Below are 24,276 nucleotides of genomic sequence, written 5' to 3'. Positions count from 1 at the left end.
ACCCCACCATTAGTCGATGACCTCTATCAAGGAGTACATCGCCGACTTAATATTCGTGATTAGGGCTCCTGAGGATGGCACGGACCTGGCAGTAAGTGAAGCCTCCAGGTTGAGTAAGGCTTGGTTCAGGATATCGATGCTTTTGAACGTTGTCGCTAGCCCGTGGTTGTTGAGGAGGGGTGGTTATAGGCGTGAGTTGTTGGCCTACGCCCACTCGTTCGTAACCTCGGGCACTGACCCTGACGTAGCCTTCATGGCTATTTTGAATAAGCTAAACAATGTGTTGAGTAGTAGGCTCCAGTGGGTTAATGCGAGCTTAACAGCCGTCATTGTCCTCTCGATAATGACTGGGGTGTTGGCTTTCCTAACCATTTTGGGGGCACCGCCAATTGTCGGGTTAATCAACCTACTCTACATACCGCTGATCCACTACTACCAAATAGAACTCGCCAAATACGACTACATCAAACCACTGATCAGTGGCTTCGTTGGGTTGGGCATCGGCTTGGCGGTTTCCTTATTACTGCTCAAGCTGCCTGCCTTGATGGCTGCTGTTGTCTCGATAATGGCATTCGGCATAGGCTTCGCGGTTTTTTACATGCCCCAATTCATTAGGTTTGCTAGGGATTACACAGGAATGTATGGTAGGGTGAGCAAGTCCTTCGGCGAGCTACTGCTCGTTAGTGACCCAAAGCCACCAACGCCTAGGACACTGGTCGAGAGGGAGTTAATCCAGCTATGGGATTATGCGTACAGTAGGGGTTCTAGGGATGTTGTTGAGCGTGTCAACATGGTTGTTGACTCATTCACGAACTTCATTAGGCAGGTTGTTAGGAGTGGTTTTGTCTATGGGCCATTCATTGCCGTCAGCTACGCAATGATGCTCTCACTAACCGCAATGCTCCTGGTACTCCACGCACCGGCACTAGCATCGAGTGCAGTATCTAGTGCAGTAGGCATAACGGGTGCGGTTTCATTCATAGCTGGCTTGGCGAGTGCGAATGCCCTATTCACAATGCTCATTATCCTAGGAGCATCAACATCGATTGTTGTAGGCAAGGCAATGCATAGCATTGGTCTCGGCATAAGCCTATTGCCGCTCTTCCTGGCGCCAGTAATAGCCCTAATGGGGTGGTTGTAATGCCTAGGAAGAGTAAGGAGGCAGAGGTTAAGGAGAAAACGCAATCAATCGATGACCTTGATTCCTTGCGGAGTTATGGTGTTTCGGTGCAAATGATTGAGAGGCTTAGGGCTGTTGGTGTAACGAGCCCGAAGCACCTGTTGTTGTTCAACGCGGAGGAGTTAATGGAGCTACTCAACCTCTCCGAGCTGGACACGGCGAGGAGAGTAATCACTGCGGCTAGGGGTTTGCTCAATGATGAGCCAAAGCCAATGAGTGCTAGGGAGAGGGTTGATTCGTTGAGTAGGCAGAGGGTTGTGAGGACTGGGGTTGAGGAGTTCGACAACCTAACTGGTGGCCTGAGGTTTGGTAGTTCGTACGAGTTCGCGGGTGAGTTCGGGAGCGGCAAGACAATCATGTCCTTGCAAGTCGCCGTTGCATCGGTTGCACAGCACCAGGTCGGTGTCGTCTACATCGATACAGAGAAGACAATCGACCAGTACCTAACCACGGGCAAGTTAATTGAGAACATGTGCAATAGGTTTGGCATTAATTGTGGCGAGTTCCTGGAGAGGGACTTGATCGTCTATAACCCAGCCACTGTCGAGGAGCTAGAGGACTTCATAAAGTTGAAGCTGGCTAATCAAGTGATTAGTGGTGGCGTTGGTGTTGTCATTATCGATAGCGTAACAGCCCTATATAGGGCTCAGTTTAGGGGTAGGGAGAGGTTGGCGGAGAGGCAACAGAGGTTGCACTACGTCCTCGACTGGATAAGGAGGTTAACAATAAAGTTTGGGGTGTTGGCTATCTACACTAACCAGGTAATGACGATGCCGAGCGGCTACGTCGAGATCAAGCTACCGGTCGGCGGCAACGTCCTGGCCCACACAGTGAACAGCAGGTGGCTAATGCTTAGGCCTAGCAAGGCTAAGCCGGAGGGTGTGATGAGGGCTTTGGACGTTCCAGGGCTGGCGCCCGGCACCGAGGTCAAGTACACAATAGCCGACGATGGACTGCATTAAACCCCGCACTCCCCCAACCTGGCTTGGATTAGGTACTCGGGCACTCTGGCGGTACCCAGCCCCAGTTCCTCCTTAACCTATCAACCATCTTATCAACCAATCGCTTATTCATCAGTGAGATGGTGTAGACACGCCCACCATAAGCCACACGCATGTTGTAACTCCTGCCCCTGGAGTCCCGCTCAATACAAACCACATTACCAGCAACAACCACGTCCCTCGGTATGAAGACCCTCCCCCTCCTACCACCCCTCCCAATAACCAACCCATCCACTGTGAACGTGGCAACAACTATACGGCGCAGCATCATGATGAACAGCACGCCGTCGATTACGCCAAGGGCTATTGATAGGTAGAGGCCCACGTTGGCGGTGTACGCCGCAATAATGATTGTGAGGAAGGACAGGGCGAAGACGTCTAAGAGCACGTCCTCGGGCTTTTGGGGACCAGAAACCCTCGCGACCACCCTACCCATGGGCACATCCCAATCACTGACCTGTGCCTTTAAAAATTAATTAGCTGTTAGTCGATGCATGTTTCTAGGCCGAAGGTTATTAGCCAAGGATTAGTTAAGTTCTACAGTGTTGAGGGTGGGGAGAACTTCGGCCTGAAGACAAGCATAGAGATTCACCAGGTCATTGACCCTACTTACCAAGTGCCCGAGTACACCACCTACGTCATTGATGACGTACCTGATTGGTTAATCGCGCTACCCCTCGACTACATAGCCGATAGGATAGGCTCTGGAGCAAAGCTTGAGAACGCGACCAAGAAGGCTTTGGGCCTTATCGGCATTAAGGCGAGCAGTGAAAACATTGATTTAGCGAAGAAGGTCTTTGAGCGTTGGTTGAATGGGTATGGGGCTTTTACACCACTCTTCCTAATGCCGGAGATCACGGACGTATACATTCGAAAATTAGATGATGGCTTTGTTGTCCACGTTAACCACGAGGAGCTTGGGCTTATGCGCGTAATCATCGGTTGGGAACCCTACGAGTTAATCGTTAGGAGGGGCTTGAGGAGGGTGACTAGGAGAATCACTGTTGGTGATTTCGATGCCGTAAGCTACCTCTTTAGGAGGTTCTCGATTAGGATGAAGACACCGATCACCACTCACAACCCAATGCCCGACCTAGTGGATCCGGAGTACCGCATTAGGATTGCCGTAACCTCGGACCCCGTTGGTAGGCCAACGCCTTGGGTTAGCATTAGGGTCTTGCCCAGGAGTCCTAGGCTGATCACTGAGCTCATTAGGAACAACGTGATCAGCATAGACCAGGCAGCACTACTGTGGCTGCTGGCTGACTACAAGGTCCCTATACTCTTTGTCGGACCAATGGGTGCTGGCAAAACAACACTACAGAACGCCATTGCGTTCTTGCTTGTTGATAGGGTGATTGCCCTGGTGATGGACGTTGTTGAGTTATTCCTGCCCTACCACAGGGTTGTCCTGCCAATGCTTGAGAGGAGGGCGTTTGCTAGGGGCATTGAGTTGATTGATAAGGTGAGGCTCATAAGCCATGCGTTGAGGTCTGGCGCCGACATTGTCTTGGTTAATGAGGCTAGGGAGGATAGTGAGTTTAGGGCTTTGCTTGAGGCAATGACCCTTGGTCATGGCACAATAACCACATTCCACGCCAACGACTACGAGGACGCAGTAACAAGGCTCAAGGTCAAGGGCTTTGTTGATGCAGAGAGGTTCTTGGGTGAAGCCGTCGTTGTCGAGGTTTCCCTTGCTAAGGAGAGCGTTAGGGACCCAAGCGGCGTTGTTAGGGTTGTTCATAGGCGTTTCGTTAGGTCCATTAGGAATGCGGATAGGCACATGGAGGTGCTAACTAGGGACTACGGGAAGGACACCATCGATAGACAGCTCCGCTATAGAATCGAGTTCCTGACTAAGGCGTTGGAGCTAAACCCAACACCAGAGCAGTTGGCCAGCCTACTCTACGCATTCTACAAGGACCCGGAGTCCGTGTTGTCAGTGAAGCCGAGCCTAGAGGCCGTTGAGTCCCTAAACCTGCCTAGGCTTGAGTTGCCGAGTGAGGTTTTGAGCCTTGATGGTGAGGTTCTCGGTCTCGAGAAAGAGTCTTTTAAAGGGAGTGGGTGATTGGTGATGCTGGTTCCTAGGCTAGCCACGATTACCTACTTCAGTGGGCGTAAGGGTGGGACTGGGAAGTCAACGCTGGCTGCTAATCAGGCAATTGCGTTGTCGATGGCGTTGAAGACTAACGTAGTCCTAATGGACTTCGGGATTGACTCAACACAGACGTCAAGCCGACTACTCGGCATTAATCCAGAGAGGCCAGGTGCACTGGATTTCATGCTTGGCTTAACTAGGGACGTGAACCAGGTAGTTGTTAGGAGCAATGTGGTGCCGAGCGTATTCGTAGTACCACCAGGCTCACTGAAGTCTTGGGATTTGTGGGGTTCATCAATAAGTGTGAACCAGGCATTCAATGCGTTGAGGAATCTCGTGATAACAGCCTCTAGGCTGACTAATGCCCAGGTTGTGGTTATCGATCTGCCCGCGTCAATTGATGATGTGGTTGTGGTGCCCGCATTAATTAATACCAATATCATCAACCTCGTGATGGACTACGCAAACTACGCAGACATAGTGCTAGCCGAGCTGGATAACAGCATAGTTAGGCCAATGATGGATAAACTCAAGTTGAACCCTATTGTTAATGTTGTCCTAAACAAGTGGTTGCCTGGCTTGGACGCTGTGGAGGCTAAGGCTAGGGCTTTTGCCCACAACGGTGAGGTGTTTGTGCTACCGACAAGCCCAATCGTGCAATACCTAACATCGACACTAAAGCCCTTTGTGCTGTTTGAGCCCAAGGGAAGCCTGGAGAGGTACATGAAGGAATTCAATAGGGCAACTAACGAAATAGCCAAGCAGGTGAAAGCCCTCCTTGGCTTTCAGTAATTGAAAAAAACTAAATATTTTAATAACAATCGACGGCTTCCGCTAGGTTCAGTCCCTATTTTTACGATTACGTTTCATCTTACCAAATGCATCCTTGGACTTGAGATATGACTTATGGGCTTGCACAAACTGCTCGTAATCAGAATCGGATAATATGCCTATTCTCCTTAGGAATTTGCCGCGTGATTAAGGCACGAGCCATCCCTTAATAGGCAATAATCGAAACAGCACAGCCTAGCCCCTTTTAAACTCATTACTCATTAGGTCGATGAGTGATGTAATATCGAAACTAAGGAGGCTTGGTTTTGGTGGTAACGATAATCAACAACAGAGTCAGCAAGTTAATCAAGCTCAGGTGGGTGGTCAGGTTGATGTGCCTAGTCAATTGCCTGGTCAAGGTCAGCCCGTTACCTCTAGGCTTGATAGGCTTGTTCCGGCTGGTAATCCCAAGTTGAGGGCTATGGTTGAGGAGGTTAGGGGCTTCTCAATAATCGAGAGGGCTATCTTGGCTAGGGTCTTGTTTGAAAACGATGAGGTCGTGAACAAAATAAAGCCGGAGGACTGGATAGCCTTGATTAGGGACAAGATCGGTGAGGAGTACGCGGAGGTCTTTAGGGCATGGCTTGAGGGTAGGGGCATCAAGGTGGAGAAACAATGAGGAGCGATAAGAAACTAAGCAAGCTCGATAAAATTGACGGCAACCTGGAGAGGGTTGTCGCTAGGCTCAAGCAGAGAAAGCTCAACATCGAGGTTAAACCGTTGGTTGATCAAAAGCCAATCAAGCAGTGGAGCCAGAGGTGCGTTGAGTCTCTGAGGGTGTTTTGTGAGAAGGTGTTGGGTGAACTCTACACTCACTACACGCCGGTTTCGGTGAACAACCTACTCAACGAGGTTGTCCAGAGGGGGTTGAGGCTTGAGGTTGCCTTGGCTTTGGCTAGCCAATTCGACCCAACGCTTGGTAATGACACACTGCTTAGGAGGTATATCGATGAGGGCTATGTGGATTGGGACTACCTAACCTCGATAATCAATGGCTTTGGTTATAGGTTTGGGGTTGATGAGCTTAGGAATTTGCTTTCTCAACCTGTTGTTGAGGTTCCCAAGAGGGGGAGGTTTAGCCTGCCTAGGAGCTTGGATCTCTCGGGCATTGTTAAGGGCCTTAAAAGGCAGTAGCTGTTGAGGCGTGGGGCTTGGCGTTAAAATCAGGTGGTTCCTACTCATTTCAATCATAATAATGGGGATTGCCTACAAGCAACTATCCCTACTCCTAATACCACTACTCATCTATAGGGAGACAAGGGATTGGATAATCGATCTTTTGTTCTCATTAATCTTCCCAGGACTTGCACCTCGATTGGAGGTGCTTGATAATTATGTCTACGACCATAAAAACAACATCGCGCACGTGTTCTATAGGGCAGAGCCACTCTTCGACATTAGCCGATTGAGTGGCTCACAATACGTGAACTTGGTGAATGAGTTTGCCCGCCGTTTGTCTCTTATGCCTAACGAAATCTTTTCCTTCATTCGATTGGGAGAGAACAAGTACATTAGGCTCTCGAAGAAGGTCGAGCCCACGGAAGCCGGGCTGAGTGAGTTCACAAACTGGGTTAAGGCGAAGGAGACGTTACTCAGGCAGTACTTCATACTGAGCCTTGTGGAGAAGAGTGAATTGAAGAGACTCGTTGGGTTCCCAAGGCCGCCCTCAACAACTAGGCTTGTAGCATTCCTGGCACTACTCGATTTTGCCGGCTTCCTACTCATGGGAATCTACGGCTTAATAGCATTAGTCGTCCTAAACGCACTAGCCATCAAGGCTAGGAGTAACTACAGCGTGATCAAGGGCGGTGAGTTGGGGAGGCTGAGCCACAGGTTGACGGCTAGCGGCTTGTTGTTCACGAAGCCTAGTGAGGAGGATTTGAGGAGCATCGCCGAGGCATTCGTTTCAAGCAACAGCAACTTCATGCTCTCGGTAAGCGGTAACCCGGGCTTTAGGGGTGAGGTTTCTAGGACTGTGGTCTCAAGCCACACGAAGTTGATTGTTCACGAGAACCCAAAGGCAATACCCAAGGCGAGCCAGTGGGCTGTGGTTTTGGAGAGGATTAATGAACGCGGTGAGGAGCCCGTGAAGGCGATGTTAGCCCTCGATAGGCAATCAACAGTACCGCTACTCTTCACCACTAGAACAACAACACAGATGCACCTCTGGTCAATGCCAAGCATTGATGAGCTTGGTTATGATTTAGCCGTAATACCAATATTCCACGGAGGGAGGGTCCTCTCGGAGAGTCTGAGGGCTAGGGTTTACTTGGGTAGGGATAGGGAGAACAACGAGCTTTGGATTGACTTTGATTCGCTGCCCGCCGGCTTCGGCCTTATTGTTGCCCCAACTGGTATGGGTAAGACTAAGACTATGAAGTTAATACTGCTCGGGCTGGTGGGGAGTGGTATTAGTGTGGTTGTTTTTGACCCGCACGGTGAGTACAAGATACCAGGCATCGAGCCCGTGGACATCACGCAGAGGTTCTTCAACTTTTTTGAGTTGAATGGTGTGACTGAGGCGGAGCGGATTCATCGATTATTGCTCGCTTTCGAGATGTTGGGCATACCGCAAGAGGCCATTTTGCCGGACTTGAGAGCGGTCTACAAGACCGGCATCTACAGGGACTTCCATGGAGCTATGGGGTTCATCAGGGCGAGGTTTGATGATGACTCCCCCGTTGGTTTGGTCTTCGATAGGTTGATGCAGCTCCTAGAGAATGCGGAGATTGTGCCGATCTCGGAGTTAATGAACAACAAGGCACTGCAGCTCTCAAGCGTCAGGAGCCCAGACCTGAGGGCCTTCCTAATGGGCGTCACGGTTGACCACATGTACTCATTCACGATGAGCCGAAGCATCATTGAGCGTTTACAGCAGTTGATAGTTGTTGACGAAGCCTACGACGTCCTCAAAACCCAATTGATAGAGTACATGGTACGTGAAGCGAGAAAACGTGGAGTTGCGATCATCTTCATCACGCAGACAATAAGGGACATTAGGGAGGAGATCCTAAAGAACATGCCGTTCATGATTGTTTTGGGAGGCAACGCGGCATACGTCGAAGAAGTAGCTGAGGTGTTGAACCTAACCGATGAGGACAAGAGATGGTTATCAACGGCTTTGCCACCGCACATGGCTGGCTTAACAGCGAAGGCCATAGTCATAACAGAACCAATAAGGAGGCAGGCCATTATCGAGCTGGAGCCTGCGGTTAAGGGGTTGGGTTAGGTCAGCAATTTTTATATTGGGTTCTCGATTTAAGTCGTTTATGATAATACGTTATTTAATGGAGGTAATTAGAAGGTTTAGGAGGGATAAGGTTTTGTTAAAGATTGTGATAGCACTTGTTTTAGCATGTCTTGGTCTTGTGCTGTCGATAGTAACATACTTCCTCCCACCATATGGAATTATTGCGCTCATACTCGTTGTAATATCCCTAATCTTACTTATGTTAGCATTCTCTCTCTGGTCCTTGGCTGGTAGTAATTTAATACCCGCATTCCACGATTTAATGAAAACACCATTTGAACGCTTAGGGAAACTGGAAGAATTCCTTAGTGGTAATATTGATCCTAAGGCATTGATTGCCCTACGCCAATCCCAAATCCCAGACTCGACACTTAAGGATTTAATTAACACGTTCGCAAATTATTTCGGCTTATATGCCCTCATTTTTTATCCTCTAGAATTTGCTGGCATTCTGAACGTGATTTTCTACGTATTATTGGAGTTCGCGAACTTTTCAATACCGTTACAGCCGTTCGTGGGCTTCTTAACCGTAGCCGTGCCAGTCACTGTATCAATAGCCCTAGGGTTAACTGAGTGGTGGGGTGATTCGTTATTGAACAACCCTAGGTGCATACTCGATTTATTAGATAATCTTAAAAGTAGAAAATCACTATTATTTGGCGATTTTGTATTTCTCTTATTCTTTTTGATACTTTCGTTCTCTCTCATGCCCATAACACTAACTCTGAAAATAGGGGTTGTTCCTATACTCGTAGCTTCGGCAATTTTTGGCATTGACCTTGGCTTTTTAGCAAGCATTGTGCACCACCTGGTGCTGGGGACATCGTATAGGGACTTCGTATATCTAAATTGCCTATACAGACAATTGATGGATAAGGTTGCTCAGCAAGCACAAGACATAATCAAACAAGGTGCGCAACATCCCACTGGTCAGGGTCAAGGTACGTAGGTGTAGCGGTTAGGCTAAAGAGATGCGGGGTTGGGCATGATGATGACCTAGACCTGGCATTGCAAACCACGCTAGTGGCAGTAATAATTAATGAAAAATGAAATGAGATTTAAATTAATAGCGATGTTATCGATTAAGCATGCTAACTAGTGGAAGAGTAGGTTGGTTTAGGAGGGTTAGGGGGGTAGTTGCTGGATTCTTCAACCCTGGCATAGCTGGTTTGTTATTCATCCTTTTCTTCTTTGTTTTATACTTCATCCTCTCACTAATACCGTTGAGGATTGGTAAGTTGTTTGTTGAACCAATCCTATGGCTCTACAAATCCAGAAACTACTCGGTGGGCCTAAGCCTAACAGGCTCAGTAATCCCCGCGATTGTGGCTATCGCACTGGCTTGGTTACTGCATAAGCGCAGACACAGAGCTATACCAACAATAATGGCCAATAAGTGGTTTTGGGCCTTCGTAATAATCTACGTAGTCATCATAACAGCCCTACCAATAATATCGCCAATAGCCACCGCGGTAATACTGAGACTAAACCTCGCGGCACTAATTCTCGCGGCGCCATTAATAATCATTGCCATATTCGACCTAGCACGCGATGTTAATGAAGGCGGTTATTGGGTAACTGCGGAGGCTTACATAGCGTTATTCATATCCCTCATACTCTCCGACTCAATAACAGCTCTAATGGCTGGCATTGCGACCGAGACTATGCACCTATTCACCAAGGCATCGCTCGTGATCGGGGGCTACGGAGCCACGGACGGATTGGTGCTAATACCAACAGAGGCGGCGATAGCGGCCTTAATCACCACGGCAATGATTAGGAGGTTGAGGAGCGCTTAACTAAGCCGACATTTTTAGCGTCGTAATGATGAATCACTTTTAGATTAAATGCCACTCCCATGCAGAAAGTACTTTAACTACTGATACATGTTAAATCTTCCTAATGGATGTAGACAGCGGTGTGAAAGAGTTAGAGGAGAAGAGGGAAGAGGAGTGCTTGAAGTACCCACGTATCGTGGGTGTTTTATCCAGTATTATAAATAACCATAATAAGGTTCTTGTTTATGGTTCTAGGGATGTCGGGAAATCCCTATACGTAAGACTAGCCGTGCTAGACCTGGCTCATCGGTCAAGCGCATCGTGCGAAAAGAAGCCAGAACAGAAGGAGGAGCTGCGGGAGGAGAAGCAGGGGCAGGACGGGCGTAAGCAGAAGGGGAAGCAATACTTACCGGTGTTCCTTCAATGCCCAATTACCGCTGATGTTGTGCTACGATTGGCAGATCTTGCACGTTTCCGTACCGAAAACATCCCGTTGCTGCCTCATTATGACATGGAGCCAATAATTGTACTGGACGATGCGCACCTGTGCAGTGATGAGGATTTGGTTAGGATTAGTTCTCAATTACCGGATAAGGCTAAGCTCGTATTGATTGCGCCCTCAGCCGCAATTGGAGGACGACCTGAGTTTAGAAAGTCTGATTACAATTCCATTAAAGTCCTGCCACTTAGGTTCGTTGAAGTGGCAGAAATAATGGATAAAAACATCCGAAATTTCTTAAGGGAGAAGCATTTAGAGGGATGCGAACGCATAAAAAATTTAAGTGATGTTAAGATAGTGCGCGAACTTCTCGAGGAACTTTATTACAAATCTCTTGGTCATGATGGTTACGCCTCTTTAATGAAGCTGTTTAGGTGTTACCTAATTTGTGGTGGTACCGCGCATGGTATTAAGTGCGTAAATGATTGCATAAATAATAGAGAGTTAAAGGGCTTTAGCCATACGTTCTTTAAGACTGTGGAGGAGATCCTTGAGGATGCAAGGGTATACGGTAGGTATTACGGGGGGATTGATTACACGCTATTCCAAGTAGCCCTCCAAGCGGTTATGATGTATTTTACAGAGAAGGTGATGAAAGAGGGCTTAGAAACTAACCAAGGGAATCTTCTTAAGGGGGAGGTTATTAACAAGGCGCAAGAAATTTCACTATGGTGGAATATAGGGCGGGGGCAGGAGGATCTGCGTAATGCTGTATTGAATGCCACTAGGTATTTAAATGATAGTGGGGTTGTTATAGGAATAAAACATTATAAAGTACGAAATATGGTTAAGTACGTATTCACAGACCCCAGGTACTTAATCGGTGCATACCTATACTATACGCACATGGTCGGTAATAAGGAATATCCAAGTGCGTTTGGCGAGATCGTGAGAGTCATTGATGACTTAGTGCCAATAGAACCTAAACAGCAGGCTCAGGAGAAGCCAGAAACCGAGGACTTAAGTGCCGAACTTGGGCATTACCTTGAAGCCATTACATTGTCGAACCTAGCCCTTGGTGCCTACGCAATGAGCGTCTCGTGCGGTAGGCCTGAGAAGGATAGACCTCCACTGAGTAAATACATTAAATACGTTAAGGACAAAAATTATGAAATCGACGCACTCATAAAGGTTGGGTACTCTGATGAGAGCAACGGCAAAGTAAACCTAGGAATTCTTTTCGAAGTTTCGAAGAGCTTTAGAAAAGAACATGTTGATAAGTGTAAGAATGCTCTGGATTATGTTAGGGTGGCTTTAGAAGATGTCAATGATTTGTACTGCATCTACGCGACGCTGGATGAGGACAAGGTAGATTTTCGCGATGGCAAGGTCATCGTTGCGCCATTACCCCTCGCATTACTCCTGTTTTAGTAAATTTTCTCAGTATAAATCCTAATTGAGAACCAACTCGTTAGATGCGCCATGGGTATAGTTGTTACTCCTCGATGCACGTTCTTAATGAGGTGTTTGTGTATATTGTTGTTTATGTACCTTACGTATCTCGTTAATTCTCCTCATGCCTTTGGCAATTAATGATGCTTGATAAGTATGTAGAACCGCCAGGTGGGCTTGATGCCGCGGCAACGACGGTGTTTATCGCTACGGTATTTCCGGTCTCGCTGATTAAGGCGTCTGCGTCGTAGATGGGGTTTGTTTTTGGCTGCCTTGCTTGAGCTTGAGGTACTCAGCTAAGTACCTGGATGTGGATAACGCTATATCCCTACTGAGCCTCGCCTCGGGTAGGGATCCGCGGGTACCGGCGTGCTCCCCAAAGCTACTTATTAGGCTATACGCCTTTGAGAGGTATTCGTAGAGGTGCTCCTTCCTACTCCCCTCGATTGCGTCTGCCTCTTTCACGATATTCCTCAGACCCTCAACGACCTTCCTAAAGAACTTTATAGACCCCTCATAGTCGCCGCCATAAAACCTCACAAGGCCCTCCCATAGATCCGCAGATACGTCCTGCAACCCCACAGTACTTAAGAGATCCACCACCTCGTACATACCACCTAACTCCCTCAACACGCGTGCGTAACCCGTCACCAAATTCGATACTTTCTGCGGGATATTGGGCGGCATCGAGTACCTAAACTCGTCAGGGTACACCAACATCCCATACCGCTTTGTCCCACTTTCAACGGTAAGCGATATCAGGAGGACTTCGAGGAAGTAGCCTATGGGGATGCTGTAATCGAGGTGTATCTTCGTGAGGTCTAATACATAAATATTATCCCGTTCAATGACCGGTGATTCAATATTTTCATTGACCTCTTTCACTACATCACCCTCCTCATTAAACACCCTTCTTACGTGTACCCTCGCATATACCTTCAATCCGCTGACAATGGTTGATGGGCTAAGGATGGAGCTGTAATGGCTAGTGAGCTCCGTAGGCAGTTCTACCCCTACAAACCGCATAGGTAGTTTTATCGCGTTTACCCTTACAGATCCAAAGTATTCTTCTAACTTTTCAATAAATAGTAATACCATAGGGCTCACCCCGTTATGCACCTTAAAACCCTATCCTCAAGCGCCATAGCTATGGCATAAGCTAAGGGTACAAGCGCCACCTCGTCAAGGATTCTAAGGCGGCAGGGCTCGAATCGTGTCCGTCCCCTGTAGAATACCATTCTATCTCATTAGCGGTGTATTCTACACCGAATAATGCCCGTTGCCGAAATAATAATTTTATTATGTTGTTGTTTTTATTTTAGTTTAGTCATGTCATTAATGAAGGCACCTGGTGAGATAGAGAGGAGGATAGCGAATGCCTTAGGTGTCCTTGAGAGGTTTTCGGATGAGGTGGTGGAGATAGTGAACAGCATAAGGGTGGATGATTTAGTAGATGGGGGTCTGAATCCGTACTTGTTGGTGTCGATGGGCGTAAGGGACTTCAGGGACATAGCCTACCTATTCGTTCATAAGAGGGTTGTGAAATCGCTGGAGACCAGCTTTGGCTATGTGCTAGAGGAGTTCTTAAGGGAGGTGTTAGGTGGGAAGAGCGGGAAGGATCATGAGGAGTGTAGGAGCAGTAGAGGGAAGTCGTGGATATGCTGGTGGGACATAGTGCTTGAGGGCGAATACGAGGAAAGGGGCATTAAGTTCAGAGGTAGGGTAATATCGGTAAAGAGCGGGTCGGCAAATGTTAGTAAGGAGACCCTTGAGGACTTCGCCCAAAGGGCCGCGGAAGCCGAAAGGCATGGATATAGGTCATACTTAGCGCTCATGTATGGGAAGAGAGTATTTAACGTAATAGGTGTTTTAAAATCGTCCTTAAAAAGTGCTGGGGCTCGGTGGGAAGACCCCGGCGATTACGTCTTAGTGGGGAGGAGGGTGTATGAGGTGCTTCTGGGCTACGATGTTTATGAATACGTAATGCAAAAGGCAATAGAAATAGGGGTGCGAATGAATTTCCGCGACCTAATAGAAAAGAAAATAAACGAAATACTACTTGAATTAAATAAACGCTTTAACAACGTTAATGAACTCCTGACCGAGATGGCGTAGTAATCGTAATAGGGCCTCTCGCGAATGGGATAAGTTATCTTAATGGTTTTAAGGGCGGTTTCTGCCTACTTTAGAATGAGCATTGGATGCGTGGGTCTGCGAGCCCCTCCATTACATGCCACTTACCCTTAATTACGTCAATACCGCCCCTCTCAAACACTCTACCTAATCCATCCACGTCGTACTCACTCATTGTAACAGTTGTGGCTTGAGCGCTATCGTGAGCACCAGAAGTGAGAACCGGGATCAACATTGCCGCTATTGAATATGGTAATGAACACCCATACTGCTGATTCGTGATGAGCCTGGCCCACCTACTCGCGAGACTCCACCGCATATGGTTGGTTTAACAACGATAACCTTAACACGACTAAGCCTATAAAGGGGCAAGCCACAATCAAGCTCGAGCCCGCGGCAAAGGGTTGGGGTAATGAAATAACTTGGTTTCTTAGTTTAGCGATCTAATGCCATGAATTGGGTCATTTTGAATCATCGCAGGTATGGGAAGGCATAATCACCTAAAGTCGAGGTTGGGTGCCTTGATTCCACCAACTTAATCTTTAATTATGACTGATTTTTATTACTTAGGATGGATAGGTCCCGCATTATCATTACTTGTGCTATCATTTGTGCTATCGCCCTAGCAATAATAATGCCTATATTGTGTTATTTTTTTCAGTTCTCTCACTCCCATTATAATTATACTCTCCTTAATCCTGTTATTGTCCTCATTAGTCTTGACCCTCCCCGTAATCATTATTCAGAAGTCGAGACCCTACACTTCACCTCTCTCGCTCACGCTTTTAGTTTCAAGCTTTATATTATTATTAATGATGGCTATTATCCCATTTCTAAAAATCTACCTAAAGGCTTATCGCTATATTCTTGAGTACATCACGGCACCCATAAGCGTGGTTACGGCTCTTTTTGATGCGTTCCTGGTTAAGCCCTACTTTAGGGAGGTAGCTAAAACGGGTAATAATCTAGATGTTAATATTAGGGGGGTCACGATTAAGAATACTGAAGGAAAGGAGATAGGTAAGTGCTCATACTATTATCCATGTTATTATTCTAGCTCGGTTATCCAGTGCTCCCTGAGGCTTAGGTCTGAACACTTCGCCGTACCGATATACGCTAAGAATGCCACTGGTTGGGTTGCATTGATTAACAAGGCACGTAACATCGAATTACACGCTGGTTACGCACCATGGGGCTACTCACACCACTACGTACTGAACATAGTCGGTGAGGAGTCTTTGATCTTATTCTTCATACCATGTGTCAATACGCAATGCAGAAATTTAGCTGAGCAACTGAGGGACTGCCTAAGCGGCAGGGGGTGCGGCTTAAAGAGTATAGATATAATGTTCCCAGTGAGGCCGGTGGAGATAACCAGGAACTGGGACCAGGGCGTAGCCGTGGAGTTCCAGGTACCCATTAACGAATTAAATAACCTAAGGCTCAGGGTTAGGGCTGGCGGTGAGAACACCGCAATCTATGAGGATGAGTTCGAATTAAGGGAGGTAATAACGAGCTGCATTGATGACTACCTAAGAAGGAATTAAGTCCTTTCCCTTATCTAAGTTTGATGCTGAGGTTAAGCCTGGGCTTAATGTTTGTTGATGAATCGCACCCAAGCGACCTCATGATCTTCGCCACATCTCTGCACGCTCTATCATCATGACACACATGGCATGCGTACTCCCTAAGCCTCGCCAACTCATTGCATGCCTGCCCAACATTCTGCTCATCCGTAGGCAACGTGATTGAAATACTCCTCATGCTAGGCGTCGCCCATTCGTGACGGAGGAAGGGAGGGATTACACTATGTGCTGTTGGTGGAGCCACAGCCTGAGTGGTTGATGGAGATGGTGACATGATGGGCATTGAAACACCGACACTAACTAATGTCGAATGCGCAGGCACCTTCACGGCCAATCCTACAGCAGGCAGTAGTGCGTGGGCAACCATTGGTTTGAGCAGAACTACACTAATATAAACCCTGCGGTTTGTAGTAATACAGTAAATTTTTATTCATCCTGCTGCGGATTTACGCAATGCTTACTGCAGAGTTTGTTAGGTTGGGTGTTCCAGGGAATTACGGGGAGGTTTATGAGGGGTTGAGACTTGCCTTTGAGGTGAGGTTGCGTAATTGGGAGCAGGATAAGATGTTGGTTTGGGATGTTGATGGTGAGGTGTTTGTTGGTAGTGATAGGAGCCCGAGGAGAGTTTACCTAGGTCGGGCTAGGTCCTTAACCCCACTTGAGATAGACCCCAATGTAGAGATCCCAACAAGGGCTTACCTAGATCTGAGACATGATGAATTGGAGACCATAGAGGGGTTGAGGGATGGTGGTAAGCCCAGGTTCGAGGTGAAGCTATCCATACTACTCACAATATGCCTACAGCAACCTCCCAAATGCGAGGGTTGTCGATGGGTAGGCATAGGCCCATGCGGGCCATCGCAATACCTCTACCTAACGAGGTACACAGTTAATGTCATGGATCCAAAGAGCAATAGCTCGATTATTGAGGTTGACCGCGACACGTGGCTCGACATACTATCCAAGCTAGGCTTTAAGCACGTTAGGATCATCGAGGTTCCGGCGGTAACTGGTATGGTGAATGAGCATGCTAAGGCGGCTATCGAGTACCTTGATAGGGCGTGGGAACTGATGAGTGCGAATTATGAGGAGACTTTGAACGCGGCGAGGAAGGCGTTGGAGGAGTTGAAGAGTTACGCCAGGGATTTGGGTTTCGCTAATGAAAAAGGAGAGGTTGACTTCGCAAAGGTATACGGTACAGATCCTAAAAGTAGCTTGGCCGAAGCATTAGATGATATATTTCGTGGGCTTTGGGCATTAACCAATGTTGGGTCACATGCCGGTAGGTCTAGGCTCATTAAGAGAGCTGATGTGGAGTTCGTAATAACCACGATATACATGCTCATGAAGAGCATGCAAGAAAACATGAAGAGCCAACAACCATGAAGCCCAGCAATACCAATACTGCGAAACCTAAGGGATCGAATAAGTTAAGTGATGTGAAGTACGTAATTAAGCACCCACTCGTTTACAGTGGGGCGTTTGTACTCGTAATCACAATAGTCCCTTTATGGCTCAGGATCATCCCTTACACGGTAGCCGGCCCAATACTTGGCACCGCAATTACACTGATTGCAACAGGTCTACATAGTGCCATGAATTACCTCTCAAAAGTCACAACCCTCAGTCACGAGCTTAACGTTGAGTGTGAGAGTTATGATTGTAGTAAGGGGCGGATAATCATCCGCGTTAAGAACACTGGCAAAAACATCGCTAAGAACGTTTACGCCCTCATAAGTATAAAGGCAAGGAAAGGAAATACACCTCCTGAGGAGTATCTTGGGAAGTTCCTGGTTAATAAGGGCCTCTGTGGAAATTTAGTTATCGCTAACGAGGATCCACGTATTGAGGATGAGTTACTGCCATGGTTATTATCTCCTATAGACGTTGCTACCAAAGTCTCAATAAATCCAATGCATAGCCGTAAGTTGTTGGCTTTTGAGTACGAGAGGGTGCCCGACGGTTACGTCATCAGGGTCCCGAGCGAGGGCGGTGTGGGTAAGCCCAGGGTCTGCCTATGGCTCGACTTTAACACTAAGTACGTATTTCGCATAATGGTTTATGGGAAGGGCGTGAGGTTGCCCTTAGAGACTGAGCTTTACATAACCATGGATAAGCTCGACGCAATAGCGTCGTCTAAGGCAATGCAAGCGATGCTTAAGAGGATATACTTTGATGAAGAGGAGATTGCTAGGGAAGTGTTCAACATAGTACTTAAAGAGTTAAGTAATGACTGGGGTATTACTGAACGCGCCTCTGCACTACGCGAAGTGGTCCCTATATTGGCATTGAGTAACAATATGGGAATGTACCTTAAATCCACAAGTAAATTTGAGACTCTGTGGAATGAATTAAGGAATAGATTCAGGGAAGAACCTAGGTGGGCTGAGTACCTGGGCTCAATCTTCGGTGTCTCTTACGAGTACGCGGTTTACCTAGCCCTAGCCAAAAGATGGGATGAGCTTACCTCCTTCATAAGTAATAATCGCCTCCTTTCCTCCTGTAATGATGATGTCTGTGTCATGATGAAGCTCCTGCTTAACCTAATAATAACTGATGAGGAGTTTAGGGAGAAATTTGGTGGTTGGCTTATTAGCGACGTTTATACTTCGCTTAGGTATTACGTACCTAGGCACCTCAGACCAGCCCTGGCACGCCTACTCCTACCCTTCGGTTATGAAAATATCACTTGCGAATCTGCGTGCAGATACGACGAAGAGGAACGCTTAGACCAAGAATGTTATGAGAGTTGTGAACGCATACTTAGCGTACTCAATGGCGACGAGCATGCTGTGTACGAGATCGCCTCGGAATTAGACTCGGTACTACAACGCCACTGGGCGTATAAAAATTGGGTAGGGGGATCATCGGAGAAGTCGGCACCCCCAATGTTAATTAAGGAAATCATCGATTATGCACATAATAATAAAGAACCTCAGGATAAAAAGTTCTTCAGTAGGGCTGTTGTGGAGTTGAGGTTACCAACAACATCTCGGTTACGATTCATCCTCATACTCCACGACCTACTCAGGGCCAGGGAGGAATTCGAGAAGGGCAACATTGATGAGGCCATCAAATTCGTGGACTTGGCAGAGGCGCATGCCGTAATTGGAAGGGTGAAATTCGAGAGCAAGAGAGGTAAAGGACTTACTATAATTGACGTAGAACCTTCTTTTTCTCTTTGGCCCCCTCTAAGAAGTGCCGATAACCTCTTTAATTCAATTAGAATCCTTACCTCAGCAATTAAAAGTGACCTCGAAAAGAATAAGAAGTTCGAAATTTCGAGCAATCATGCATTAATACTACTTTCGCTTTACCACTACCACGTACAGACCAACCTAGCTGAGACCTGGTCATAATTTAACAGACAATGAGAAACTGCCATCTCCGTAGGGCAATGCCGATCACTGCCCTGACTACATCGTTATTGGGCATGATATTCGATAACATCGTGATTAATGTTTCATTAGTAGCTGCAGGTTTCATCGTTTACGCATTTAGCAATTGGGGAATCCTAGCTAATTACTTCTACAATAAATCGTGGCACATATCACAAATCGTACCGATACTTCATGACTTTATTACAGCGACAGACCTCGTGGTAATTATTTCCTTATAATAATTTTGATTTGGATTATCATGAAGCATATTACTAAACCGAGGGTTGGTGGGCTTGATGTATAGGTGTGATATGGGTTTATCTTGGCTGTTTTACTTTTATTAACCCGTATACGCATCATTAATATGATGTTTAAGATTTTAAACGTTATGAATATACTAAAGGTTGTCTTCAAAAACGCCCTGGTCAACATCGGGCTCTCCGTATTACTGTTTACAGGCGTGCTCCTAGGCCTCAGGATTATTCCGTACAACCTGGCGGGACCCGTATTCGGCGCCGCAATCACACTATTCGCAACGGGCCTTTACAGCGTCACGAACTACCTATCAACAACCACAACCCTCAGTCACGAGTTCGATGTTGAGTGTGGGGGTGATGATTGCCGTAGTGGCCGCATATCAGCCCTAGTTAGGAACGAGGGAGGGGTGGTTGTTAGGGATGCCAAGGGTGTTGCGAGTATAGCCGTGGTTAGGGGGAGCAACCGCGAGCGAAGCCTAAAGGGCCTCCTCGTAAGAGATGCATGTGAAGACAGGGGTATGCTTGTTAATGAGGTTAACCCGCACGTTATTGGTGAGGCACTGGCCTGGGGCTTGCCCGAGACCACGTATTGGTCGACCTTCAAGACTGATAATCAACCAGTAAATGCAAATTATGCGCACATAACCTCAATAAGCCCTGAACAGAGGAGTAGGTTATTGATCTTCGATTACGAGTATAATTGGTGGGGTGGCACATACGTGATTAAGGTGTATAGCGAGTATGGAGGGCTCGGTCCAAACGATCCGGTGAAAAGGCCGTACAGGGCATGCCTACTGCTCGACAACGGCACCAAGTATGAGTTTGAAATCACGGTTCACGGCGAGGGCTTGAGGGAGCCTCTTGGGTTCAAAATGTTCGTTATTAAGGACAAGCTTAACGCCCTAGTTAGGTCCGGCGAGATTGCGAGATTAGGCGGTGAGGGCGTGGTTATGGACGTGCTTAAGGAGATCGAGGAGGATGGCGATGAGGGTTTCATTGATCGTTATTGGCGCATCCGCAATAGAATCCTCGAGGTTAAGAGCCTCGATGAGTATAAGAGTGTTGCTAAAGAGCTCGAGAGCCTATGGAAGAGTGTCAAGAACAAGCTTGGTTCTAAGGCGTCGTACTTCGGCATCGCAACCGGCATCCTAAACAGTTACCTAGTTTATCTAGCGGCAATCGGCAAACAAGATGAGGCAAAGAATCTATTCACGGAGAATAAGGAAACCCTTAAACCAGAAATAGAGAGCAACGTATTAACCAAGCTCATGCTGAGGCTGTTCAGGGTTGAGGGAGTCAAGGTTGAGGTGAATGAGTTAATTGATTTGTTTGAAAAACGTAGAATGCGCACATCCTCAGGCGAGAGTACTACTGTACATGTCGAAGACTATTTCATGCCTGCCCTAAAGCTCATCTTCGGCATATATAGTGATGAGAAGGTGGCGCTGAGTGAGTGTGATCGCAGATACAGTGAAAACATATTAAAGAGTGAGAACGCACTATTGAGGAATAAGTATATATTAAAGAAAATATATTGTGAATATGCCGTCAAGGCGTTGTTCAGTGACGTCAATGCCCTGGGCAATCTAAGTAATAGTATATTTCAAGCATTATTAGGCGATAGATATGAAGAGCTGAAACAATTCTCAGTTAGGTTAGACGCGAAGAATCTCATCTTGGCCTATTCGCCCGAAACACCACATGCCAGGTTAGCCCTTATCCTGCATATGCTGGGTCAGGGCGATGCTAAATCCGTTGGAGCTTTGGCGTATGTTGGGTGGAAGATGCCATCAAGACATGCACCGTTAATGGTGCAGGTAGAGCGGTATAAGCAATTGCTGGATCAAATAGGAAATTTATTCCGTGAAGTGTACGACGCATGCAGTAATAGTAATTGCAGTGCTGATAACTATAATGAGCGGCTCAAGCTGGCGTTGCTCAAGCTCTACCACAGGCTCGTCTAGGCCGTGGAGTTGGTTTAAATATTCCGGGGTGGGTGTTGCATAGTGATGGGGAGGGTTGTGCGGGGTTTGAGGGCGTGGCGTAATTCCCAGAGTTGCTTCGTATTATTTTTGATTTCCAACAGCGCAAGGGGTGCGCGGTGGTTCTCTGTTATTGTCGTTATTGTAGGAATTCTAGGACTTATCCTAGGAATTCCAGTATTGATAGGTTTGATGAAAGGTTCAGTAGCGTCGGTAGTGAGTGATTATTATGCAGAGCTTGTTGCGCTCATGGCCATGCTCGCGGTCTTAATGATTGCCTACCTCACGGTGTCCCTCACCGGCTTCAGGGGATTGGCCAACGCACTGCCCACGCTCGTTGAGGAGCTCAGGGGTGGGGCACAGCCTGGGGGTGCTGAGGTTCCCCCGTGCTTGGTCGAGTACTTCGGTGGTAGGGCTACCGAGGTGTTGGGTAGGCTTTACTCGCGGTTGCTTGCGAACACCTCCGTAGCTATGTATTTTTTAGTATTTGCCATTGCCGACTTGGTGCTGTTGCTGGTGATTGGCCCACCCTCATCACTCAAAGAGCCACTACTCACTGAGGTGCCTGCTGTGCTGAGGACTTCCGTGGATGTTGCCTTGGGCATCCTCGGCGTAATAATCACGGTGGTCCTTCTCCCTCGGCTCCTACTCATTGGTAGGGATGCAATCAATGCCGAGGACCTGCGTGTAGTTCGTGGTGTTAGGTTTCGCTTATTGACGTGGTTCTCCATTGCAATAACCCTAATCATAGTATCGATAATGCTCCCGCCAATAGCCTCCATAGTGTTCATCACACCAATGATCCTAGCAATCACAATAAGCCTCGTGACCTACCTAACACTGGCAACAACAGTAATCAAGCACATGCAATTACCAAGAGATAATCAAGGAGACTAAGGGTCCGTGGAGCTAGGACATCGAGACCACAGGCCTAGTTTTATTTAATCATTGCTTATTCGCAATTACGCCGTCATAGTTTACCCAGCTAGCGTGTTGCGAATTCCTCATCATCAGTGCACTGATTAAACTATCAGTACTACAGGACGTAATATTCGGGAGGTTGGGGGATACGGAGTGTGGGTGATGTTGAGCAATGTAACTCGAGATTTCCGTAATGAACCGCGCCTAAAACACCGTTACTTTAATGTTTCATCGATAGTACTTTTTAAGACGCAGCTGCTGATTACAACCCGTGGGCTAGCCTATGCAAAACCCAGGTATACTCCCGGTCGAGGACTTGTATCAAGCCTTGCATAGCGGGTACACCATTGTTATGTACGTGAAGTGTAAATATGAGTATGTGAAGTATTTACGCAATAGCGCTCCTCCAGGAACTGGCCCGGAGGATTTGCGATTAATCATTATAAAGCCGGATTGGAGTATCCAGGTACACGGTGGCAAGTACGCTCGGCCAGAGGTTCAGCTACCACGTAATTCACGCATTGTATTTCGTGATAAAGAAATATTAGCAGGAAACAGAAAGAGGAAACAAGCCTTACGAATTATTATTCATGAAACGTACTGGATTGAGTATCCACGGTTGGGCGGCGGCTTGATGATAAGGGAACTGACGCACAATGATATTGTGAATTTTGTGAGGTCGTATCCTAGGTTATTCCTTGATTGCGACAATGTCATTATCGGGGCGGAGGACCTATTCGATGAGCTATATAAACGGCTTAGGGGGGTCGGAAGGCCTGACCTAATTGCCTATGGGTGTGGGAGGCTTTACGTAATTGAGGTTAAGACAGAGCAAGTTAATACGGATGATGTGTCGCAACTTAAGCGCTACGTAGATGGGGCGAAACAATATTTAGACGTGGAGGAGGTCGTCGGAATCCTTGTCGGCGAATCCTTCACAGAAGATGCGGAGAGGATGGCAGAGAATTATAACTTTAAGATTGTTGAGTATCCAAGACCCATAGCTTACATTCAGGTAAAAGAGTTGTTAGGCCCTTAATTAAATTGATCAAGCCATGAGCGTCCACGGTATTGAGGGCTTCCTTTCAATGAAGCGATTATAGTGGCAAGCTGGAGTAAACCCCAAACTACTGAACAGTTTATTCTCAAGGTTTTTTATGAGTAAGAGAGTTAAGGGTTGCGTGACTGGGTTCTTCGTTGTTTGTTGGGGTGGCTCGCTCCTCATTGCCCTACTCAGAACCTTACCAGCCGCCTTGCACCCACATAATGTAACATTGCCCACGGCAATGACGGCGTTAATAACCACGGCATTAGACACCGCGGCATTCAGGGAAAGAGGATTGTCAGCGATAGAGTACTCGAGAAATGCTTAGTGATTTACTCATATTACATTAATGAGCAAAAGAAACCATACTAAAAATATTCACGCATTACTCCAGTAATCCCCATGTAATACCTCAATACTACATGTGCAATAACCAACACGCTGCGTAAAGCATATATACAATACCACAGAGATTAAGGATAGCCCGCCGGATGATACAGAGGGATTTCGAGCTGAACGGTGATCGAAGGACCTAGCTTCTGACCGGCGGGCACCACTGCAGTGACTACCGTTATTTTTATCGTTACAGGGGGTTTATAAGATTTACTCCTAAACCCGCCACTTAAATCGTAACTACTGGCTCGTAGCTATACCTGCACTATTACACGTCGTGGAAGTTCGTGTTGGTTGTGATGTGTTACGGATAATCACGATGAGGGAAAGATCCTCCATCCTAAACCTGGCAGCACACTGGAGGTACTGTCCGTACGGATTCCCGGTTATGCCCAGGTACTCAAACCTCGGCTTAGACACAACACCAAAGACGTAACCACCAGCAAACCCAGCCGCAAGGCCACCTAAGAAGCTGCCCACGGCAGTAGCAATGATTCTTCACCAACCCATTGAGACTTTGTTCATTTTCGCGGCTTTAAGCATTGCCTAC

At 47.1% G+C, this 24,276-nt stretch carries 25 protein-coding genes; 20 read left to right on the top strand and 5 right to left on the bottom strand.

Going from position 1 to position 24,276, the window contains the following annotated elements; translation table 11 throughout:
• Positions 1 to 16 precede the first annotated feature (16 nt).
• Both B7L70_RS03475 and B7L70_RS03470 read left to right on the top strand, forming a co-directional pair.
• Positions 17 to 1,141, top strand: a complete 1,125-nt coding sequence (locus B7L70_RS03475; protein WP_081226506.1) for a hypothetical protein — start codon at positions 17 to 19, stop codon at positions 1,139 to 1,141.
• Positions 1,141 to 2,142 (top strand): ATPase domain-containing protein, encoded by a 1,002-nt coding sequence (locus B7L70_RS03470; RefSeq protein WP_081226524.1) that lies wholly within the window; start codon positions 1,141 to 1,143, stop codon positions 2,140 to 2,142. Before B7L70_RS03475 ends, B7L70_RS03470 begins: the two co-directional genes overlap by 1 nt.
• Before the next feature lie 28 nt (positions 2,143 to 2,170).
• Here the strand turns inward: B7L70_RS03470 and B7L70_RS03465 are convergent, their stop codons facing one another.
• Positions 2,171 to 2,617 (bottom strand): hypothetical protein, encoded by a 447-nt coding sequence (locus tag B7L70_RS03465; protein ID WP_143701522.1) that lies wholly within the window; start codon positions 2,615 to 2,617, stop codon positions 2,171 to 2,173.
• A 54-nt stretch (positions 2,618 to 2,671) separates the two neighbouring features.
• Here B7L70_RS03465 and B7L70_RS03460 point away from each other — a divergent pair, with 54 nt between their 5' ends.
• The 8 genes from B7L70_RS03460 (at position 2,672) to B7L70_RS03425 (ending at position 12,008) form a co-directional block, all read left to right on the top strand.
• A complete protein-coding gene (locus tag B7L70_RS03460; RefSeq protein ID WP_081226504.1) occupies positions 2,672 to 4,249 on the top strand; it encodes an ATPase, T2SS/T4P/T4SS family in 1,578 nt (525 codons plus the stop codon).
• A gap of 6 nt (positions 4,250 to 4,255) precedes the next feature.
• On the top strand, positions 4,256 to 5,071 hold the full coding sequence (locus B7L70_RS03455) for a ParA family protein (protein WP_081226503.1): 816 nt from the start codon (positions 4,256 to 4,258) through the stop codon (positions 5,069 to 5,071).
• 268 nt (positions 5,072 to 5,339) lie between these two features.
• Positions 5,340 to 5,729: a hypothetical protein gene (locus tag B7L70_RS03450; RefSeq protein ID WP_081226502.1), complete on the top strand. Its 390-nt coding sequence runs from the start codon at positions 5,340 to 5,342 to the stop codon at positions 5,727 to 5,729.
• The gene (locus B7L70_RS03445) at positions 5,726 to 6,244 is read left to right on the top strand and encodes a hypothetical protein (protein WP_081226501.1); all 519 of its coding nucleotides are present in this window, start codon (positions 5,726 to 5,728) and stop codon (positions 6,242 to 6,244) included. The genes B7L70_RS03450 and B7L70_RS03445 overlap by 4 nt, the downstream gene beginning before the upstream one ends.
• A 10-nt stretch (positions 6,245 to 6,254) precedes the next feature.
• On the top strand, positions 6,255 to 8,339 hold the full coding sequence (locus tag B7L70_RS03440; RefSeq protein ID WP_238376081.1) for a helicase HerA domain-containing protein: 2,085 nt from the start codon (positions 6,255 to 6,257) through the stop codon (positions 8,337 to 8,339).
• Positions 8,340 to 8,397: 58 nt separating this feature from the next.
• Entirely contained in the window at positions 8,398 to 9,309 is a 912-nt protein-coding gene (locus tag B7L70_RS03435) for a hypothetical protein (protein ID WP_143701521.1), read from the top strand.
• 139 nt (positions 9,310 to 9,448) lie between these two features.
• On the top strand, positions 9,449 to 10,159 hold the full coding sequence (locus B7L70_RS03430; RefSeq protein WP_081226499.1) for a hypothetical protein: 711 nt from the start codon (positions 9,449 to 9,451) through the stop codon (positions 10,157 to 10,159).
• 103 nt (positions 10,160 to 10,262) lie between these two features.
• A complete protein-coding gene (locus B7L70_RS03425) occupies positions 10,263 to 12,008 on the top strand; it encodes a hypothetical protein (RefSeq protein ID WP_081226498.1) in 1,746 nt (581 codons plus the stop codon).
• Positions 12,009 to 12,260: 252 nt separating this feature from the next.
• Here B7L70_RS03425 and B7L70_RS03420 read toward each other — a convergent pair whose 3' ends face one another.
• Positions 12,261 to 13,055 (bottom strand): hypothetical protein, encoded by a 795-nt coding sequence (locus B7L70_RS03420; protein ID WP_143701520.1) that lies wholly within the window; start codon positions 13,053 to 13,055, stop codon positions 12,261 to 12,263.
• A gap of 303 nt (positions 13,056 to 13,358) precedes the next feature.
• On the opposite strand from B7L70_RS03420, the gene B7L70_RS03415 reads away from it, so the two are divergent.
• Positions 13,359 to 14,144, top strand: a complete 786-nt coding sequence (locus B7L70_RS03415; protein WP_081226496.1) for a hypothetical protein — start codon at positions 13,359 to 13,361, stop codon at positions 14,142 to 14,144.
• 70 nt (positions 14,145 to 14,214) lie between these two features.
• Here B7L70_RS03415 and B7L70_RS03410 read toward each other — a convergent pair whose 3' ends face one another.
• Positions 14,215 to 14,481: a hypothetical protein gene (locus B7L70_RS03410; protein ID WP_081226495.1), complete on the bottom strand. Its 267-nt coding sequence runs from the start codon at positions 14,479 to 14,481 to the stop codon at positions 14,215 to 14,217.
• 493 nt (positions 14,482 to 14,974) lie between these two features.
• Here B7L70_RS03410 and B7L70_RS03405 point away from each other — a divergent pair, with 493 nt between their 5' ends.
• A complete protein-coding gene (locus B7L70_RS03405; RefSeq protein WP_081226494.1) occupies positions 14,975 to 15,709 on the top strand; it encodes a hypothetical protein in 735 nt (244 codons plus the stop codon).
• 10 nt (positions 15,710 to 15,719) lie between these two features.
• On the opposite strand, the gene B7L70_RS12990 is transcribed toward B7L70_RS03405, so the two are convergent.
• Positions 15,720 to 15,926, bottom strand: coding sequence for a hypothetical protein (locus B7L70_RS12990; RefSeq protein WP_143701519.1), 207 nt, complete (start codon positions 15,924 to 15,926; stop codon positions 15,720 to 15,722).
• A gap of 73 nt (positions 15,927 to 15,999) precedes the next feature.
• On the opposite strand from B7L70_RS12990, the gene B7L70_RS13210 reads away from it, so the two are divergent.
• From B7L70_RS13210 to B7L70_RS03365, 8 genes are all read left to right on the top strand, one after another.
• Positions 16,000 to 16,143, top strand: a complete 144-nt coding sequence (locus B7L70_RS13210; protein ID WP_162009083.1) for a hypothetical protein — start codon at positions 16,000 to 16,002, stop codon at positions 16,141 to 16,143.
• 58 nt (positions 16,144 to 16,201) lie between these two features.
• Positions 16,202 to 17,134 (top strand): hypothetical protein, encoded by a 933-nt coding sequence (locus B7L70_RS03395; RefSeq protein ID WP_081226492.1) that lies wholly within the window; start codon positions 16,202 to 16,204, stop codon positions 17,132 to 17,134.
• Positions 17,131 to 19,107 carry a hypothetical protein gene (locus B7L70_RS03390; RefSeq protein ID WP_081226491.1) on the top strand — a complete coding sequence of 659 codons (1,977 nt, stop codon included), beginning with the start codon at positions 17,131 to 17,133 and terminating at the stop codon, positions 19,105 to 19,107. Before B7L70_RS03395 ends, B7L70_RS03390 begins: the two co-directional genes overlap by 4 nt.
• A 38-nt stretch (positions 19,108 to 19,145) precedes the next feature.
• Entirely contained in the window at positions 19,146 to 19,367 is a 222-nt protein-coding gene (locus B7L70_RS13205; protein ID WP_081226490.1) for a hypothetical protein, read from the top strand.
• A 149-nt stretch (positions 19,368 to 19,516) separates the two neighbouring features.
• The gene (locus B7L70_RS03380) at positions 19,517 to 21,349 is read left to right on the top strand and encodes a hypothetical protein (RefSeq protein WP_143701518.1); all 1,833 of its coding nucleotides are present in this window, start codon (positions 19,517 to 19,519) and stop codon (positions 21,347 to 21,349) included.
• 45 nt (positions 21,350 to 21,394) lie between these two features.
• Complete coding sequence (locus B7L70_RS03375; RefSeq protein WP_081226488.1) at positions 21,395 to 22,264, top strand: hypothetical protein; 870 nt, start codon at positions 21,395 to 21,397, stop codon at positions 22,262 to 22,264.
• Positions 22,265 to 22,646: 382 nt separating this feature from the next.
• A complete protein-coding gene (locus B7L70_RS03370) occupies positions 22,647 to 23,327 on the top strand; it encodes an endonuclease NucS domain-containing protein (protein ID WP_162009082.1) in 681 nt (226 codons plus the stop codon).
• A 142-nt stretch (positions 23,328 to 23,469) separates the two neighbouring features.
• Positions 23,470 to 23,661, top strand: a complete 192-nt coding sequence (locus B7L70_RS03365) for a hypothetical protein (protein ID WP_081226486.1) — start codon at positions 23,470 to 23,472, stop codon at positions 23,659 to 23,661.
• Between the two features lie 305 nt (positions 23,662 to 23,966).
• Here the strand turns inward: B7L70_RS03365 and B7L70_RS03360 are convergent, their stop codons facing one another.
• Complete coding sequence (locus B7L70_RS03360) at positions 23,967 to 24,206, bottom strand: hypothetical protein (RefSeq protein ID WP_101940221.1); 240 nt, start codon at positions 24,204 to 24,206, stop codon at positions 23,967 to 23,969.
• Positions 24,207 to 24,276: the final 70 nt, after the last annotated feature.

The organism is Vulcanisaeta sp. EB80, assembly GCF_002078205.2.
Note: the sequence above shows the minus strand (reverse complement) of the source record. Positions and strands in the feature narration are given on the sequence as shown.

Bases quoted from the DNA above. Each gene is read 5' to 3' on its own strand.
- B7L70_RS03475 (WP_081226506.1), top strand. From the start codon at position 17: ATGACCTCTATCAAGGAGTACATCGCCGACTTAATATTCGTGATTAGG.
- B7L70_RS03470 (WP_081226524.1), top strand. From the start codon at position 1,141: ATGCCTAGGAAGAGTAAGGAGGCAGAGGTTAAGGAGAAAACGCAATCA.
- B7L70_RS03465 (WP_143701522.1), bottom strand. From the start codon at position 2,617: ATGGGTAGGGTGGTCGCGAGGGTTTCTGGTCCCCAAAAGCCCGAGGAC.
- B7L70_RS03460 (WP_081226504.1), top strand. From the start codon at position 2,672: ATGCATGTTTCTAGGCCGAAGGTTATTAGCCAAGGATTAGTTAAGTTC.
- B7L70_RS03455 (WP_081226503.1), top strand. From the start codon at position 4,256: ATGCTGGTTCCTAGGCTAGCCACGATTACCTACTTCAGTGGGCGTAAG.
- B7L70_RS03450 (WP_081226502.1), top strand. From the start codon at position 5,340: ATGAGTGATGTAATATCGAAACTAAGGAGGCTTGGTTTTGGTGGTAAC.
- B7L70_RS03445 (WP_081226501.1), top strand. From the start codon at position 5,726: ATGAGGAGCGATAAGAAACTAAGCAAGCTCGATAAAATTGACGGCAAC.
- B7L70_RS03435 (WP_143701521.1), top strand. From the start codon at position 8,398: ATGGAGGTAATTAGAAGGTTTAGGAGGGATAAGGTTTTGTTAAAGATT.
- B7L70_RS03430 (WP_081226499.1), top strand. From the start codon at position 9,449: ATGCTAACTAGTGGAAGAGTAGGTTGGTTTAGGAGGGTTAGGGGGGTA.
- B7L70_RS03425 (WP_081226498.1), top strand. From the start codon at position 10,263: ATGGATGTAGACAGCGGTGTGAAAGAGTTAGAGGAGAAGAGGGAAGAG.
- B7L70_RS03420 (WP_143701520.1), bottom strand. From the start codon at position 13,055: ATGCGGTTTGTAGGGGTAGAACTGCCTACGGAGCTCACTAGCCATTAC.
- B7L70_RS03415 (WP_081226496.1), top strand. From the start codon at position 13,359: ATGTCATTAATGAAGGCACCTGGTGAGATAGAGAGGAGGATAGCGAAT.
- B7L70_RS03410 (WP_081226495.1), bottom strand. From the start codon at position 14,481: ATGCGGTGGAGTCTCGCGAGTAGGTGGGCCAGGCTCATCACGAATCAG.
- B7L70_RS03405 (WP_081226494.1), top strand. From the start codon at position 14,975: ATGATGGCTATTATCCCATTTCTAAAAATCTACCTAAAGGCTTATCGC.
- B7L70_RS12990 (WP_143701519.1), bottom strand. From the start codon at position 15,926: ATGAGGAGTATTTCAATCACGTTGCCTACGGATGAGCAGAATGTTGGG.
- B7L70_RS03395 (WP_081226492.1), top strand. From the start codon at position 16,202: ATGCTTACTGCAGAGTTTGTTAGGTTGGGTGTTCCAGGGAATTACGGG.
- B7L70_RS03390 (WP_081226491.1), top strand. From the start codon at position 17,131: ATGAAGCCCAGCAATACCAATACTGCGAAACCTAAGGGATCGAATAAG.
- B7L70_RS13205 (WP_081226490.1), top strand. From the start codon at position 19,146: ATGCCGATCACTGCCCTGACTACATCGTTATTGGGCATGATATTCGAT.
- B7L70_RS03380 (WP_143701518.1), top strand. From the start codon at position 19,517: ATGAATATACTAAAGGTTGTCTTCAAAAACGCCCTGGTCAACATCGGG.
- B7L70_RS03375 (WP_081226488.1), top strand. From the start codon at position 21,395: ATGGGGAGGGTTGTGCGGGGTTTGAGGGCGTGGCGTAATTCCCAGAGT.